The organism is Qingshengfaniella alkalisoli (assembly GCF_007855645.1).
GTDB classification, from domain to species: Bacteria; Pseudomonadota; Alphaproteobacteria; order Rhodobacterales; family Rhodobacteraceae; genus Qingshengfaniella; species Qingshengfaniella alkalisoli.
The window spans coordinates 104,721-119,574 of sequence record NZ_CP042262.1 but is presented as its reverse complement, the minus strand read 5'-3'; the positions used below and the strand labels follow the sequence as shown (position 1 = coordinate 119,574).

At 58.2% G+C, this 14,854-nt stretch carries 11 protein-coding genes and 4 pseudogenes; 9 read left to right on the top strand and 6 right to left on the bottom strand.

Annotated features, from left to right (window positions below):
- The first annotated feature begins 6 nt into the window (after positions 1-6).
- The 3 genes and pseudogenes from FPZ52_RS11990 to FPZ52_RS11980 form a co-directional block, all read left to right on the top strand.
- Positions 7-1,203, top strand: a complete 1,197-nt coding sequence (locus FPZ52_RS11990) for a mandelate racemase/muconate lactonizing enzyme family protein (protein ID WP_146365847.1) — start codon at positions 7-9, stop codon at positions 1,201-1,203.
- Positions 1,204-1,224: 21 nt separating this feature from the next.
- A complete protein-coding gene (locus FPZ52_RS11985; protein ID WP_146365846.1) occupies positions 1,225-2,049 on the top strand; it encodes a TolB family protein in 825 nt (274 codons plus the stop codon).
- A 212-nt stretch (positions 2,050-2,261) separates the two neighbouring features.
- Positions 2,262-2,757: pseudogene (locus tag FPZ52_RS11980) on the top strand (aldo/keto reductase); the annotation flags it as partial.
- A 37-nt stretch (positions 2,758-2,794) separates the two neighbouring features.
- Here the strand turns inward: FPZ52_RS11980 and FPZ52_RS11975 are convergent.
- The 4 genes from FPZ52_RS11975 to FPZ52_RS11960 form a co-directional block, all read right to left on the bottom strand.
- Complete coding sequence (locus tag FPZ52_RS11975) at positions 2,795-5,521, bottom strand: DUF2339 domain-containing protein (protein ID WP_146365845.1); 2,727 nt, start codon at positions 5,519-5,521, stop codon at positions 2,795-2,797.
- Positions 5,522-6,137: 616 nt separating this feature from the next.
- Complete coding sequence (locus FPZ52_RS11970) at positions 6,138-6,422, bottom strand: hypothetical protein (RefSeq protein WP_146365844.1); 285 nt, start codon at positions 6,420-6,422, stop codon at positions 6,138-6,140.
- A 386-nt stretch (positions 6,423-6,808) separates the two neighbouring features.
- Positions 6,809-8,404 carry a mechanosensitive ion channel family protein gene (locus FPZ52_RS11965; RefSeq protein ID WP_146365843.1) on the bottom strand — a complete coding sequence of 532 codons (1,596 nt, stop codon included), beginning with the start codon at positions 8,402-8,404 and terminating at the stop codon, positions 6,809-6,811.
- Positions 8,401-8,691, bottom strand: coding sequence for a hypothetical protein (locus tag FPZ52_RS11960; RefSeq protein ID WP_146365842.1), 291 nt, complete (start codon positions 8,689-8,691; stop codon positions 8,401-8,403). The genes FPZ52_RS11965 and FPZ52_RS11960 overlap by 4 nt, the downstream gene beginning before the upstream one ends.
- Positions 8,692-9,020: 329 nt before the next feature.
- Between FPZ52_RS11960 and FPZ52_RS19235 the strand changes: the two are divergent.
- From FPZ52_RS19235 to FPZ52_RS11945, 4 genes and pseudogenes are all read left to right on the top strand, one after another.
- A pseudogene (locus FPZ52_RS19235) lies at positions 9,021-9,248 on the top strand (IS110 family transposase); the annotation flags it as partial.
- A gap of 29 nt (positions 9,249-9,277) precedes the next feature.
- Positions 9,278-9,385: pseudogene (locus tag FPZ52_RS19230) on the top strand (IS5/IS1182 family transposase); the annotation flags it as partial.
- Between the two features lie 273 nt (positions 9,386-9,658).
- Positions 9,659-10,525 carry an SPFH domain-containing protein gene (locus FPZ52_RS11950; protein ID WP_146365841.1) on the top strand — a complete coding sequence of 289 codons (867 nt, stop codon included), beginning with the start codon at positions 9,659-9,661 and terminating at the stop codon, positions 10,523-10,525.
- A complete protein-coding gene (locus FPZ52_RS11945) occupies positions 10,522-10,818 on the top strand; it encodes an NfeD family protein (RefSeq protein WP_146365840.1) in 297 nt (98 codons plus the stop codon). Before FPZ52_RS11950 ends, FPZ52_RS11945 begins: the two co-directional genes overlap by 4 nt.
- A 191-nt stretch (positions 10,819-11,009) precedes the next feature.
- On the opposite strand, the pseudogene FPZ52_RS11940 reads toward FPZ52_RS11945, so the two are convergent.
- Positions 11,010-11,538 (bottom strand): annotated as a pseudogene (locus FPZ52_RS11940) (transposase); the annotation flags it as partial.
- 315 nt (positions 11,539-11,853) lie between these two features.
- Between FPZ52_RS11940 and FPZ52_RS11935 the strand changes: the two are divergent.
- Positions 11,854-12,489 (top strand): nucleoside/nucleotide kinase family protein, encoded by a 636-nt coding sequence (locus FPZ52_RS11935; protein WP_240804463.1) that lies wholly within the window; start codon positions 11,854-11,856, stop codon positions 12,487-12,489.
- A 6-nt stretch (positions 12,490-12,495) separates the two neighbouring features.
- On the opposite strand, the gene FPZ52_RS11930 is transcribed toward FPZ52_RS11935, so the two are convergent.
- Positions 12,496-13,668 carry an ROK family transcriptional regulator gene (locus FPZ52_RS11930; RefSeq protein ID WP_146365839.1) on the bottom strand — a complete coding sequence of 391 codons (1,173 nt, stop codon included), beginning with the start codon at positions 13,666-13,668 and terminating at the stop codon, positions 12,496-12,498.
- Between the two features lie 161 nt (positions 13,669-13,829).
- On the opposite strand from FPZ52_RS11930, the gene FPZ52_RS11925 reads away from it, so the two are divergent.
- The gene (locus FPZ52_RS11925; RefSeq protein WP_146365838.1) at positions 13,830-14,843 is read left to right on the top strand and encodes a sugar ABC transporter substrate-binding protein; all 1,014 of its coding nucleotides are present in this window, start codon (positions 13,830-13,832) and stop codon (positions 14,841-14,843) included.
- Positions 14,844-14,854 lie beyond the last annotated feature (11 nt).

Below are 14,854 nucleotides of genomic sequence, written 5' to 3'. Positions count from 1 at the left end.
CAATTCATGAAGATCACTGATCTGCGTTGCGCCCTATTGGGCCAGAGTCCGGTCGTGCGTATCATCACCGATGCAGGGATCGACGGGTACGCGCAAGCCGAAACCTGGAAGCCCTTTCTGTTGCCGAACATCTTGGCGCTCAAGGAGCTACTCATCGGCGCGGATCCGACCGATGTCGAGCGGTGCATGCGCCGCATTCGGCATCGGGGTGGCTTCAAGCCTTGGGGCGCAGCCGTGAGTGTAGTTGAAATGGCTTTGTGGGACATCGCAGGCAAGGTGGCGGGCGTGCCAGTCTACAAGCTTCTGGGTGGCAAGCAGCGTGATCGCGTCAGGGTCTATAACGGCGCAAAACGTACTCCCCTCGAAGGATTTACCCCGCAGGACTACGCCCGGAACTGCGAACACATGCTAGGGCAGCCCGAAGACTTCACGATCTTGAAACAGCCCATCGGCTTTCACAGCAAGATGCGGCGCGAGGTTCCGGATTTCTTCTACGGTGACCCCGAAGCGGGCGATCATCACGGACAGCATGACCGCGGCCTGCTGACTGAACGTGGCCTTCAACATATGGTGGATTGCGTGGCTGCCATGAAGGAGGTCTGCGGAGATCGCATAGGGCTGGCACTGGACTGTGGCCCGGGCTGGACTGTGCCCGACGCCATTCGTTTTGCACGCGCGGTAGAGCCGTTCAACCTGCTATGGCTCGAAGACCTGCTGACAGGCGACTACGCTCCCTTCGTCAATGCCGACAGCTATCGCGAAGTGACGCGCTCGACGGCAACCCCTATTCACACGGGCGAGCAAATCTATCTGCGGCAAAACTACAAGGATCTGATCGAAGGAAAGTCCGTGAACATCATAGGCCCCGACCCTTGCGATGTTGGTGGCATCGCGGAACTGAAATGGATCGCAGAATACGCAGATTTGCACGGCATACTGGTCGCGCCGCACGGAACTGCAAACGGCCTTTTGGGACTGGCTGCACTCGTACAAATGTCGGCCGCTCTACCCGCCAATTATATCGGCTTTGAATATCCTGTCGGAGACCCTGACTGGTGGTATGACATTGTTGAAGGGCTTCCTGATCCGATTGTGTGCGACGGCCATATCGACGTTCCCAACCGTCCCGGCATGGGCGTGGACCTAATCCCCGAAAAAGCCATGGCGTATCTTGCGCCCGAACATGCAGGTTTCTTCGATTAATTCCAACACTTGGAGCACTAGATGAAAAGTCTCATCCGGATTTACGATCTCGCCACCGGCCGCGCAGATACTTTGATTGCATTAGACAGGCATATCGAGGCCCCCAACTGGACACCCGATGGCGACGCCCTGATCGTCAACGGCGATGGCCGGCTCTATCGCGTTGACCTGAATTCACCGGCGCTTGGCCTCATCGAGACCGGATTTGCGACAAAGATCAACAATGATCACGGCATTTCGCCGGACGGTTCACAACTGGTCATCAGCGATTCCACTGAGGACGGCGAAAGTGCGATCTATACATTGCCGGCATCGGGGGGACAGCCAAAGCGCGTCACACCGCTTGTTCCGTCCTACTGGCACGGGTGGTCGCCCGATGGAAAAACTTTGGCCTATACGGCAAAGCGGGGCGCAAGCTACCAAATATATACCTGCCACGTGGCCGGCGGTGACGAGACGCAGATAACGAACGATTTTGACCACTGTGACGGCCCCGATTATACGCCCGATGGCGAGTGGATCTGGTTCAACGGCGAGCGTGATGGCAATGTCGACCTTTGGCGGGTCCGGCCCGACGGGGGCGAGGCGGAAAAAATGACATCCGGTGACAGCGTCAACTGGTTCCCTCATCCTTCGCCCGATGGCAGAAATGTTCTGTATCTCGCCTACCAAGCCGGAACCCAGGGACACCCAGGCGGAAAAGACGTCGAGTTACGCTTGATGCCTACGGAGGGAGGACAGTCAAAGGTCTTGCTTGAGCTTTACGGAGGACAGGGAACGATCAACGTTCCATGCTGGGCGCCCGACGGAAGCAAGTTCGCCTTCATGAGTTACGAAGCGGACTAACCAGCCAAACCGGTACCTACGGATAGAACATCGTCGAAGATTTGCTTGTTCGCAGAAGGCGAGAGGTCATCTGGCGACATTCGGTATTGTCATCCCCAGAACCAGTCTGAAAGAATGACGGGCGGCCAGCACCAGCCAAGGCCGCCCAATGTCAGGCGCAAGATGGAGTCGCTGTTCGTCCACGGTTCTGGCTCTGAAACTGAGGTAACAAAATAACACCGTCACATCGGCCTTTCGGGAATACTGGATGGACCACATCTGCGATCGGCTTCGGAGTCTGGGCTATCGGAGGATCTTGGGGCAACGTAAGCGAAACCGACGCCAAAGCAACGCTCCACGTTGCGCTAGACAGTGACATCAGCTTTATCGACACGGCAGACGTTTATGGCGACGATCGTTCTGAGCGATTGATCGGGGAGTCCTAGCAGAGCGCGGCGGAGATCGCCCTCTGGTCACGACCAAAGCCGGGAAACGATTGAACCCGCATGTCGCCGAGGGCTATACCTCGGCTGCACTGGAAACCTTTGCTGATCGCAGCCTGACCAATCTTGGGGTCGGGCGTCTGGACTTGCTGCAACTGCATTACCGGAAATCTACTATTGTCCCGACGCTTTTGCGACGCTTGACGATATGGTTCGAAAAGGAAAAATCGCGCCTTATCGAGTGTCCGTGGAAAAGGTTGAAGAAGGCCTGAAAGCGATTGAGTATGCGTGCAAATCCATGGCCACAGGTATTTATGTCAAAACTACCTGACGCTCTGAAACGGCTCTGCGCCCGGCTTCGTCAGAACGCGCTGATAGAGAAGTCCGATTCCGATCAGGGCGACACCAAGGCCGATGAATGAAAGCGCCCGCCACACCCCGTCGAGCCCCGACATATCCACCAGGAATACCTTCGCGACCGCCGCCAGAACGAATGCGGCCGAAACCAGTCGGAGCAGGCGCAGGCGCAGGCGGAATCCTAGCAGGAGCAGCAGGATACCGAGAGCTAGCCAAGCCACCGAGTAGCTGTAGAGTTCCAGCGGTCCGCTTCCGCCCGCGTCCAGATAGGGGCGATGAAAGACGGCGCGGACCTCCAGCGACACCCAGGCGAATGCCAGTGCTCCCGACAGCCCCCCGGCAACCAGACGATACCAGCCGGGACGATGCCTGCCCGCCCAGAGCGCGATTGCCGCACAGAGCAATGCCGGAAGCAGGTAGGCGACGAGCAGCAGGTTGAGAACCGCGCCTTCCCCGATGGATTCTCCGCTGACCAACGGGTTGAGAACAAACAGATGCAGGCCGGCGATAGTCGCGAAGCCGGCCAGGCTCAGGCCGAGACTGCCATGGCGAAGAACCGAACTGTGAGCCACTCGATCAAGCCGGCCTGCGGCGATTCCGCCCACAAGCATCACCAGGCTGTGAAGGCTCCATTCCGCCAGTGTCTCGGGGGCCGTGTGCATCGCACCGTCGTTCATGGCGTGATGGACGAGAACCGCAAGCGTCGTGAGGCACAGGAACAACGCGAGCGCCTCGAAGAGTTGCTGCACGCGATCGCGCGCGTGTCGTGCCAGCCGCCAGGCCGCGAAGCTGAACGCGAGCGCGGGAACACCGTAGCCGTAGAGCAAGGCGTTCATGATCGGGGTTGTCCCCAGGCGATCCGGGCCGACTATGGTCGGCTGATGGGCGATGGCGGCACAACTCAGGAGCGCGACACCGAAGGCCACCATCGGGAGCTTGGGCAGCGGGCGCTGGCAGTGGACCCAGACGGCTCCGGCGGCAAGCAGGGCCAGCGCCACCGGCAACCAGCCGTCCTGCAGCGCCATTGCCATGGCGGCGGCGATGGCGCCCACGGTGCCGGTGGCGTAGGCGGTCACCGCCGCATCGCGGCCGAAAATGGCGGGGCGAAGGTTGCGGTCCAGAACGGTCGTGATGCAAAGGAAAGCCGCTGCGAGAGCGAGGGCGATCCCGCTGAACATCAGGTTGACCTCGAATGGGGACAGGCGGAAATAACCGATGCCGATCAGCGCCAGCGGCGTGCCCACACCGGTCGCGGCCAGCGCCCAACGTCCAGCCGACCGCCATGCGCCCCACGCACTCAGTCCGCCTGACAGGAACGCGAACAGAAGACCGACTTGGACGAACCCGTCGGCATCGGGATCGGCCAACGCAGCCGCGATACGAGAGGCAGCCACCGGGTACTGTTGAAGGTCGATCGTCGAAAGCGGTACATCCCAGGACAGGAACCCGAGGATCAGCAATACACCTGCGCCGGGTGCGGCCACCGCCACGACAGGCCACTCCGTGGCGATCAGGAGCAGGGCGATGGCAACGGTGGCAACCATGATCACCGACAGTGCGCTGAAGTGGTCGATTTGCAGCAGGTAGAGCAACGGTCCAGCATGAAGGAACAGGATCAGCGCTGCGGCCCGGTCCTGCCGTCCCGGCACCTGTGCCGCATTTCTGGGAGAGAATGATATGACGAAGACGAAGGCCGCGAGGGCGAAAACCACCAGATCGTAGGCGGCGAGCGCCCCTGCCATCCCGGTATCGATTGCGGCCAGCGCGATGAGGTGACCCCAGAGCAACGCACCCGTCGCACCTGCGAACGCCAGCCAGCGCCACAGGCGAAGACGTGCCACCGTATAAGCTGCACAGGTGACGGCGATACCGTAAAGTGCCAACGGCCATGCCGAAGCCTGGTCGGACTGAACCAGGAAGGGAACGACATAGCTCGCGATCAGCCCGTAGGACGCAATGGCGGGCCCGTGGAGAATGGCGGCTGCAAGAGTCAGCAACGCGACGCAGGCCAGCAGCAGAAAGGCAGCGACCGATCCTATCAGCCCATAGAGAACGTGTGCTGCGAAGATGCTCGCGAATACTGTGGTTGTTCCCGCGAACGTCAGGACTCCGGGAATATAGGCACGTGGTCGATCCGGTGCATCGGGATATTTGCGGCGAAGCCACTCACCCCCTGCAAGCAGCGCCAGCCCCAAGAGCACACCGGCGAGAACCCGTGCCGGCGGCGTGAGCAAACCGGCCTCTATCGAATAGCGAACGAGGAACACACCGCCCAGTACCAACGCCAACCCGCCGGCCCAGACAACCCACCGTGTACCGAACCGTTCCTCCAGCGAGACTCGCGCAGGTGTCGTGTGTGCGCTGAGCGGCTTGCGCTCGGGCGTTGAGCGAGCAGGTTTTTTCTGCTTCGTGCCCTGCGAACTCTTGGAGAGTGGCGCGACAGATCTCTCAGGCGCGTCTCGTCCGTGCGCCTGTTCGGGCTGAGAGCCATCGAAGGCGCTGGTCGTCGATGCCTCGCGCGATGCGGCGCTGGCACCGTCGGCCAGGAGATCTCCACCATCGATCAGCTGCTGTAGCTGCGCCTCCATCTCACGTAGTCGGCGTTCGACACGACGGGCCCGGGTAAAGGTGATAATGCCCAGCCCGCTGCCGATCAGGAGAAAGCAACTCAGCAGAAATGCGAAACCAGCCATTTACTCTCCCGGGTACAAACGTGCGAATGTCCACTTCGCCGACGAGTCCGCCGTGGTGGTTCGGGCGACATCGGACTGACATCATTGTCTTTTCGTGACGTTCTTGTCACCGGATGTCCAGCCCCCTTGCATCCGCAATATCGCATTGGAACCGATATGCCTCGAGGCGCCGCGTCGGCAAGAACATCAGCCACCTTCAGCGTTACGAAATCGCAATGTTGAACAACGCCATATCTCGCCTGCTGCCGGCGATTTCAGAGCGGACAGGATAGCGGACCCGCCCGTAGTGCTGACTACATCGCGCCACGATGCTCCCGCTCCGAGAGTACTGACGCAATCCAGGCAAGCACCGCCTTCGGTCTCGCGGTCTGTTGTGTGAGGGCAGGTCCGAGGCAAAGCAAAGGACTTGGTCGCTCCAAGCCGCATGGGGTCCGCAACGGCCATCGCGTCGTGTCCAATGGCTACCATCGTAGAACCTACGGCGATCAAACGGCCACACAACGAACGGTTAATACCGCGCATCGTCCCGGTCAGAATTATGGTTGCCCCGAATACAGATCGCCATACGACGCGCGATATCGTTCAACTCGGTACCGCGTGAGAACCGCAGTCAGCCTCAATCTTGAGACGAACTGGTTTGGTTTGCGAGGTCGGCTGCATTGCGATTCATCAATGCTTCGGCGGTGCGGCGAGTGTTGTCGTAAATCCCGAGCCCAAGATAAAGTCCACCACCCAACAGAATGATATAAATAGTCCCGCCGACAAGGACAGCTAGCCCGGCCAGAAACCCTCCATCCGGCACAAACATGGCTGACACGGACCCGATCACGACTCCGATGATCGACAAAATGACAATAAGCCCAACAAGTTTTTCCAACGAACGTATAAAGAAGTCGCGCATCTGATCCTCTTGATTTTAGTGTAAAAAAACCTGCATCAATCGCATTGTCAACCAATACCTGTAATCGACATGGCTTTGTTATGTGACTGATATCAGGCTGAGCTTATCGGCTATTCTGAAGATTGGGCGACCAGGTCGACAGCACGGTCGGACAATTTTCGAAGCAACCTGTCAGGGCCGCGGATCCGAAACGGGTCTTCCATATGACCAGAAATATATCTGTGTGCTGCATCTGCGTGATAGCAAGATTGCGCGCTATCAGGATTATTGGAACCCGTTGGTGTTGGTCTCGGCCCTTGGTGGCCAAGAGGTGATGGCCAAAGCCTATGCTCACTAAGAAACGCGGGTCCGATATGATTAGCCCGATACAAGCTTCGAGCGTCACGTCAAGACCGGCACCGTAAAGTTACGCGCCCCTTGCGCCAGACCCAGTCGTCATCGATGCTGACCACACGGGGTGTCACAGCAGGGTCTTCAGTCGCCTCCCGGACGTTACGCAGGAAAGTATCCTTGCTCACCGGCAGCATTAGCCGCCCGGCAAGTGCCTGCGCGGGGCGACCACCGGGGGCAAGGCGAGGTGATACACCGTCCCCTGCATGCGTGGCGTGCGCCGTGCATGCAGCAGCGTCACGGCAAGTGGAAACCTTTCGGTGAATATCCTGACAAGACAACATATAGCCCTGCAGCGAAAGGGCCGCACGTTCAGGAGGACTCTGACTTACCGTCCGTGAGCGAGCAGATCCGCGAGCCGTCGCCAATCGTGACTGTGGATGTATCGAGAAACCTCGTCGCAGCCAGTGCAGGCAGCGGTTGTCCCCGTCGCTCCCGCATGAACAAGGACGGTGTCCTCCACCAACTCCATTCGTTCCGCCTTCAGCCCTCGGTGCAGGAACGCCCGTCGACTCTTCCCAGTTGGATGCCATGACGTTGGCGCGCACTTCCACTTCGATCGCGGAATCGGCGAAACCAAGAATGCGGGCGCGCGGCATGCCGGCTTCGTCTTCCTCCACCAGAGGGTGGGCCGAAACGTGTTTGCGGATCTGAGCCAGTAGCCACTCGAACTGTGCGGGCGAGGTTTCATATCCCAGTCCGATGACTTGCCGGAACAGACACTTGTCCCGCGTTGAATAGTTGGTGATATGCATCTTGGCCAAGGCGCCGCTGGGAACAGTGGTCAGCGTTCCATCCAGCCCGCGGATGCGGCTGGACCTCGGCCCGATCGCCCCGACGATCCCGGTCGAACCACCATAGAGGATGATATCGCCCACCCGGAAGGGGCGATCGGCAAAGATGGAAACACCCCCGAACAGGTTTTCGACCGTGGATTGCGCCGCAAGAGCATGCGCAAAACCACCAACACCGAGCCCTGCGACCAGCCCAAGAGCGGGAATGCCAAGATCGCTGGCCCCCCAAACCGGTACTGCCACACTTGCCAGCAGTGATCCGACCCGCGCCAGAAGGCGCAGTAGATGTGCATCATGGCTGTCATCGGGGATCGCCGGCAGCGCAATAATCGTCTCGAAGGCAAGGAACACGGCAAGCCAGGCCACCCAAGCCAGCCCGATATAGACAAGGCCCGTGGCCCAAAGGTCCATGGCTTCGGCAAAACTTCCGGAAAGGTTTATCTGAGTCCGCATGAAGCCATGCATCGCGGTTGCGAACATTGACAGCACAAGCGGCGTCGTCAGGCGGAGTGCTAGCCCCCAGACTGCGCTCCGCTCTGCCCCCAGGCGCGACACCAGACGGGACCAGAAGATCATGACGAATAGGAGCAGCGTCCAGAAAACCAGAACCAGCATGACCTTCCATGTGGGTGTTCCGCAAACGAGACCATGCAAAAGCTCGGGGAGTTTCTCGACGACCGAATAGGGAATGTATGGCCCGGTGAAGCGGATCTGCTCGTCCCGCCAGCTGAGATACTGGACCGCTTGCAGGGGTGGGTAGTCTATGATCTGCGCGTGAAATTCCGGTAGTCGCCTCATGGTTTCCGGCGAGAAAGGTAAGCGCTGCGTTGTTCACCCTCTTCGACCTTTCTGATCGCGATCTCGGTTTGGGGAATGTGCCAGATTGGCGGGGCATTGCTTCCGCCCGGAATGTCTTCGGGATGAAGTGCGGGAAGTCGTGGCAGAATATCGAGTAGATAGGCAAAGGATGCGCCACTGACTTCAACTCGGGTGGCTAGTGCGGTCTCGCTCAGATCAAACAGCCGCCATCCGCGTCCCATGGTGCGGAATATCTGCTGAACACCGGCGGGGGGTCTTATCCGCATGATAGGCTTCGTAGAGATCTTCCAGCTCTCGCGTCACAGATTGAAGCGACTGATACGTTGCCCGGGGACTGGAGGTGTCAAGCGGTGCAAGCGGGCCTAGTTCTTGTGCATGTGCTCCCGACCACAAGAACATGGCTCCAACAATGCTCAACAGGCGGTTCATTTGTCTGTGCATTGTAGGCGTTTCATAGCAGTAAATGAGCACGCCCCACAGCACAGTTCAACATTCTGAAAGGCATTTTACTGCTATTCCGGGCCGATTGCCGCTTCAATCTGGACAGCGCTGGAGCTTTTGATCTCGATTTGTTGATATGCTTCTGATCCGCGCATCGCACTACTGGGCGCGGGTTCTGGCTAATCTTGGACACGAAGTGCGATTGATCTCGCCTCAGTTTGTGAAGCCCTTCGTCAAGTCAAACAAGAATGATCGCAATGATGCCGAGGCAATCTGTGAAGCGGTTGGCAGGCCATCAATGCGGTTCGTACTGCCAAAGTCGCCAGAGCAGTTGGAAATCCAAGCAGTCCCCCAGATCCGCCAGCGGGTGGTTGCAAACCGCAGGGGAATGGGCTGGCTCGGGACAAACGCGGGCGACCCGGGCGTTTTTTTGGGGGGGTGGCGACCCGGCGCTGTCTCAGCGTGTAGATACTCTTTGGTCTGGTGATGAGGCAGCAGTCGGGCATGGTCGCCAGCTTGTAGGGCCGCGCAGGTCTCGACCGGCCAGTACCGGACTATTCGACGCTGTGCCCTCGACAGTAGCACACCCAAGCGCAGTTCCGTATCACGCTAGGGTCGGGCCCTCAACACCAAGACATAGACTGATCAGGGTCGTAAAACGCACCTCAACCGTCGCAATGTGGTCGCCTCCACAAAGTCGTTTCGTCCTTGTATGATCAGGATCAACCGTGCGTTGATTCCCTTCCTGCCACTCGGCTGCATGGCGTTTGCCGGATTTCACCGGAGTTACTCATGACGGAAACTCAGATCTTTTTTCTGGTTATCGCGGTTCTGGTCATATTCACGATCTCACGCGGACTACGAATCGTGCCCCAAGCGGACAAGTGGATTGTCGAACGTTTCGGAAAGTTCCAGCGGGTCCTTGGCCCCGGCATCAACCTCATCATCCCGTTCGTTGACCGCATCCCACACAAGATCACCGTTCTCGAGCGCCAGTTGCCCAATGCCAGCCAGGATGCGATCACCTCAGACAACGTCCTGGTGGATCTCGAAACCAGTGTCTTTTACCGCATCATCCAGCCCGAAAAGACTGTCTATCGCATCCGCGACATCGACAGCGCGATTGCCACCACTGTTGCGGGGATTGTGCGCTCTGCCGTGGGCAAGATCGAACTCGACGAGGTTCAGTCCAACCGCTCTGCACTGATCGCCGAGATCAAAGCCGCAGTCGAGGACGCGGTAGAGCAATGGGGGATAGAGGTCACCCGCGCCGAAATTCTGGACGTGAATCTCGACGAGGCGACCCGCAACGCCATGCTGCAGCAACTTAATGCAGAACGCGCAAGGCGGGCATCGGTGACACAGGCCGAGGGCGAAAAGCGCGCGATCGAGCTGAAGGCCGATGCCCAGCTTTACGAGGCCAGCAAACTGGCTGACGCCCGCCGTATCGAAGCCGATGCCGAAGCTTATGCCACAGAGGTGGTTGCCGCAGCGATTGCGAAGAACGGGATCGAAGCCGCGCAGTATCAGGTCGCGCTGAAGCAGGTTGATGCTTTGGCCGCTCTGGGAGATAGTTCTGGCACCTCCACCATTCTGGTGCCGGCCAACGCGCTGGACGCCTTCGGCGACGCATTCAAGATGCTCAAGGGGCTGAAATGATAGATTTGGTAGGTTTTATAAATCCGCACACCGCCATTTTCTGGTTCGTCTTCGGCGCGGCGCTGATCGTTCTGGAAATACTGCTGCCGTCATTTCTGGCGCTCGGTTTCGGAATTGGCGCCTGGATCGTCGCGGTGGTGCTCTACTTCCTTGATCCCGCCGAGGGCTCCGCCCCGTTTATCTTTATGTCCTGGGCATTGCTCTCTGCGGCCGTCTGGATCGTGCTTCGGAAAATATTCCGCAATCGCGCGGCCGACGAAGACCCCTATGACGGCGATATCAACGAATACTGAAAACCGGCTGGTGTGCCGTGGGCCTTGTCGTCGCTCTAGGTATTCGACAAGAAGGGTTGATGCTGCGCAAGGAGGAGTCGCAGCGGCCGCACCTATTGCGAGACTACTTTGTCAGTCCCTTCAACGGCCACCTCACGATCAGCTTATTGCGACAGTGCAAGGAGATATGCGCGAAAGTTGGCGCCGTCTGATCAGGCGGCAGCTTGAAGTTGGTGGATCCCATCGCGGAACTCAATCCCCTGGATGATCTCTGGCAGTCGATTTTGACCATCGAGCTTGCGCCCTTTCTTTTTGGCGGACATCATCAGCTTGAAGACCATGGCCAGACCGGTCATGCGGCTGAGACATCCTTTGGTGCGCTTCGTGCGATGCCGGACGGTGGCGAAGGTGCTTTCGATTGGGTTTGACGTCCGAATGTGTTTCCAGTGTTTCGCCGGATAGTCGTAAAAGGTCAGCAACGCCTCACGATCCTTGGCAAGCTCGGCAAGGACTCTATCGTATTTGACGCCGTAGTTTCGCTGAAGAAGTCGAAAGCAGCGTTGGCCTCGGCCTTTGTTTCCGCCTGCCAGATATCCTGCAAATGGCCCTTGGCTTTAGCTTGCACGGACTTCGGCATGCGCTGAGCACATTCATGGTCTTGTGGACCCAACAACGTTGTTCCCGCGTCGTCGCGAATACCTCCCGCAGGGCGGTCCAGAACCCGAGCGTGCCATCACCAACTTTCGCGCGTTACTCAGTGCAAGCGGCGCAATCATGCCGCTTTACTCAAGGTCTCATCTTGCGGACCACGCGCCCGACTGTCGTTCAAGCAGCAGGCAATTGTGCTCGGCCAAATAGCGGCTCGATTGCCCTGGCAGCCGCTCGATACGGATCGGATAGTGCTTTGCGCCATCCTTGTATTCGGAATACTTTGTCGGCGAGTTCGTCTGCGTGTCGAGGGCAACAGCTGATGCCGCAGCATCCGGCATTTTCTTTGAGAAAAGTCCAGATTATGGTCGCGCGAATATCGACCCTATGTTGTAGAAAGACAGCCGGATGCCCGAGGTCGTCACGTTTGATCAGTTGTTCCAGTTCGCCCATCGATTGCTTTTGCACGCCGACCGGCAGTTTCTGGCGATTGCCGGCGCACCAGGATCCGGAAAAAGCACCAGTGCAGAGCTGATTCAAAAACGCCTTGAACAGCTGGCCCCCAAGCAAAGTGCGCTGTTGCCGATGGACGGGTTTCACTATGATGACGATGTTTTGCGTTCGCTGGGTCGGTATGAACGCAAGGGGGCGTCCGATACGTTCGATGTGGGTGGCCTTCGTGCGACGTTGCAGCGACTGCGAGCCAGAGACGAACCCGACGTCGCGGTTCCGGTATTTTGCCGGGATCGCGAGTTGTCCCGCGGTTCTGCACGATTGATACCCGCTGAAGTTCAGGTGATCATCGTCGAAGGAAACTACCTGTTGCTCGATCAGAATCCCTGGTCATCGTTGCAGCCGTTTTTCGATCTAACCTGCATGATCGATGTCGATGAACCGGAACTGTCACAACGCCTATATGCGCGCTGGCAGGGATATGGATTAAATGACGCTCAAATCAGGCAAAAACTGGACGGCAATGATCTGCCCAACGTTGCGGTGGTGCGCGATCACAGTGTTCCGGCGGATCTGGTGTTCAAACAATAACGCGGTTCAAGGAAACAGATACTGGGCGTAGATCGGGGCGCAGGCGGCACCCACAGCGCGGGCATTTGCTCCGATGGAGGCTTCTTCCGGCTGAGGCGGCAGCATGCCGCGCAGGTCAAGTTTCAAAAGCTCGGATCGGGTGCATTCTACCAGTTGCCTGCGAATGCCAGGTGGAAATGCGCCATCAATCAGAACCGCTTCGAAATCCAGCACGCTGCCGATAGATCGCGTGGCGTGGGCCAAGGCATGCGCCGCGTGTTTGATCCAATGATCCGCTTGGGTAGCAAAACCGGACCAGTCCTGCGGGTTTCGCCAAAGTACCGAGCCATCAAACCCGTCCTGAACGATGGCAGCGTCCAGCAGATACAGCGATGCGGCGTCGATTAAGGCTATCTCATCACCATTGAGCCGCGTCACCCGCAAAGAACCAAAAGCACCTGCGTTCTTCTTTGCACCGACCGTCACGCTGGAGTTTTGCACGACGCCTCCACCGATGAAGGAACCTATGAAGAAGTAAGCATAATCCGTGAACTCTCGCCCGCGACCAAACACATGCTCGGCACGGCAGGCGGCGGTCGCATCGTTTTCGAGAAAGACGGGCAGATCGCTGATCAGAGATAATTCCTGCTGGAGATCGATTCTGCTCCATATCTTGAAATCATCGGGGGCGCCGAGTACATCCGTCCAGCTCCAAATCTCGGTCGGCGCGGCGATGCCGATGCCGCAAAGGCGCTTTCGTTGCTCCTTGCTCAGATTGGCTGATAGCTCCGCGATACCGTTCTGGAGAAAGGAAAAGATCTCGACAGGCATCGGATATTTGAATGTTGTCTTCCGTTGTCCCAGAACCTCGCCTTTGAGGTTCATCACCAACAGATCGGCAGATCTTCGTCCGATTTTCATTCCGAAGGACAGTGCGCCATCGGGGTTCAGGGCCATTGGCACGGATGGTTTGCCGACCCGCCCCCGGTTGGGTTCGCACCGTTGCAGGAAACCTTCCCCTTCAAGCTTGCGCAGTATGTTGGATACGGTTTGTGGCGACAGGCCCGTGAGTTTGGAAATCTCGCTGCCGGGAAGCTGCCCATAGCGCTGGATCGTGGACATGGTGAGCCGTTCGTTATGGGCACGCACACCTGTGGAGTTCGCGCCGTCGCTTAATTTGCGGACTTCAGTCGGTTGCATACTGGCTCCTTCGTCAGCGATGAAAATATCCAGCCCCATTTATAAATCAACTGGATTTATTTATTGATCGAATCAGAATTTCGCCGTTATCCCTAGTAAGCCCGTTGGAGGATCGGGCCGGGAGACGTGTTGCCGTCGCCCTCGATATAGGGAGGAAAATCATGACAAAACTACTTTCCATCAGTGCGCTTGCGCTGGCCGCTTCTACTGCTGGTGCTGCTGCGCAGGACATCGGTGCCTGCCTGATCACCAAAACGGATACCAACCCGTTCTTTGTGAAAATGAAAGAGGGCGCCACAGCCAAGGCCGAAGAGTTGGGCATCAACCTGAAGTCCTATGCCGGCAAAATCGACGGGGACCATGAAAGCCAAGTCGCCGCGATCGAGACCTGCATCGCTGATGGCGCGAAGGGCATTCTTCTTACCGCGTCGGACACATCCTCTATCGTGTCATCTGTTCAGCAAGCGCGAGATGCGGGGATCTTGGTAATTGCGCTCGACACTCCGCTGAACCCGATTGACGCGGCCGATGCGACCTTCGCCACGGACAATTTTCTGGCTGGTGAACTGATTGGCAAATGGGCCGCCGCGAAGTTGGGCGATGATGCGGCGGATGCTAAGATCGCGATGCTGGATCTGGGCGTCAGCCAGCCAACCGTTGGCGTGCTGCGCGATCAGGGCTTTTTGCAAGGTTTCGGAATTGAACTTGGCGATCCCAACAAATGGGGCGATGAGGACGATCCACGCATCGTTGGCAATGACGTGACTGCCGGCAACGAAGAGGGTGGTCGCCGGGCAATGGAGAACCTGCTTGCCAAGGATCCGATGATCAACGTCGTCTATACGATAAACGAACCCGCCGCCGCAGGCGCTTACGAGGCGCTGAAGGCAATTGGCCGTGAAGAGGATGTGATCATCGTGTCCGTTGATGGCGGCTGTCCCGGTGTTCAGAATGTCGCCGATGGTGTGATCGGCGCGACATCGCAACAATACCCGCTGGATATGGCCGCTCTGGGTATCGAAGCGATTGCCCAATACGCTGCTGATGGCACGCTGCCACAGCCAACGGAGGGCAAGGATTTCTTCGACACCGGTGTTGCGTTGGTGACAGGCGAGCCGGTCGACGGGGTCGACTCAATCACGGTCGAAGAGGGCATGGATCTCTGCTGGGGTTGATTGCCTATGAT

Bases quoted from the DNA above. Each gene is read 5' to 3' on its own strand.
- FPZ52_RS11945 (WP_146365840.1), top strand. From the start codon at position 10,522: ATGATAGATTTGGTAGGTTTTATAAATCCGCACACCGCCATTTTCTGG.
- FPZ52_RS11985 (WP_146365846.1), top strand. From the start codon at position 1,225: ATGAAAAGTCTCATCCGGATTTACGATCTCGCCACCGGCCGCGCAGAT.
- FPZ52_RS11925 (WP_146365838.1), top strand. From the start codon at position 13,830: ATGACAAAACTACTTTCCATCAGTGCGCTTGCGCTGGCCGCTTCTACT.
- FPZ52_RS11950 (WP_146365841.1), top strand. From the start codon at position 9,659: ATGACGGAAACTCAGATCTTTTTTCTGGTTATCGCGGTTCTGGTCATA.
- FPZ52_RS11935 (WP_240804463.1), top strand. From the start codon at position 11,854: ATGCCCGAGGTCGTCACGTTTGATCAGTTGTTCCAGTTCGCCCATCGA.
- FPZ52_RS11960 (WP_146365842.1), bottom strand. From the start codon at position 8,691: ATGCGGATAAGACCCCCCGCCGGTGTTCAGCAGATATTCCGCACCATG.
- FPZ52_RS11990 (WP_146365847.1), top strand. From the start codon at position 7: ATGAAGATCACTGATCTGCGTTGCGCCCTATTGGGCCAGAGTCCGGTC.
- FPZ52_RS11975 (WP_146365845.1), bottom strand. From the start codon at position 5,521: ATGGCTGGTTTCGCATTTCTGCTGAGTTGCTTTCTCCTGATCGGCAGC.
- FPZ52_RS11965 (WP_146365843.1), bottom strand. From the start codon at position 8,404: ATGAGGCGACTACCGGAATTTCACGCGCAGATCATAGACTACCCACCC.
- FPZ52_RS11970 (WP_146365844.1), bottom strand. From the start codon at position 6,422: ATGCGCGACTTCTTTATACGTTCGTTGGAAAAACTTGTTGGGCTTATT.
- FPZ52_RS11930 (WP_146365839.1), bottom strand. From the start codon at position 13,668: ATGCAACCGACTGAAGTCCGCAAATTAAGCGACGGCGCGAACTCCACA.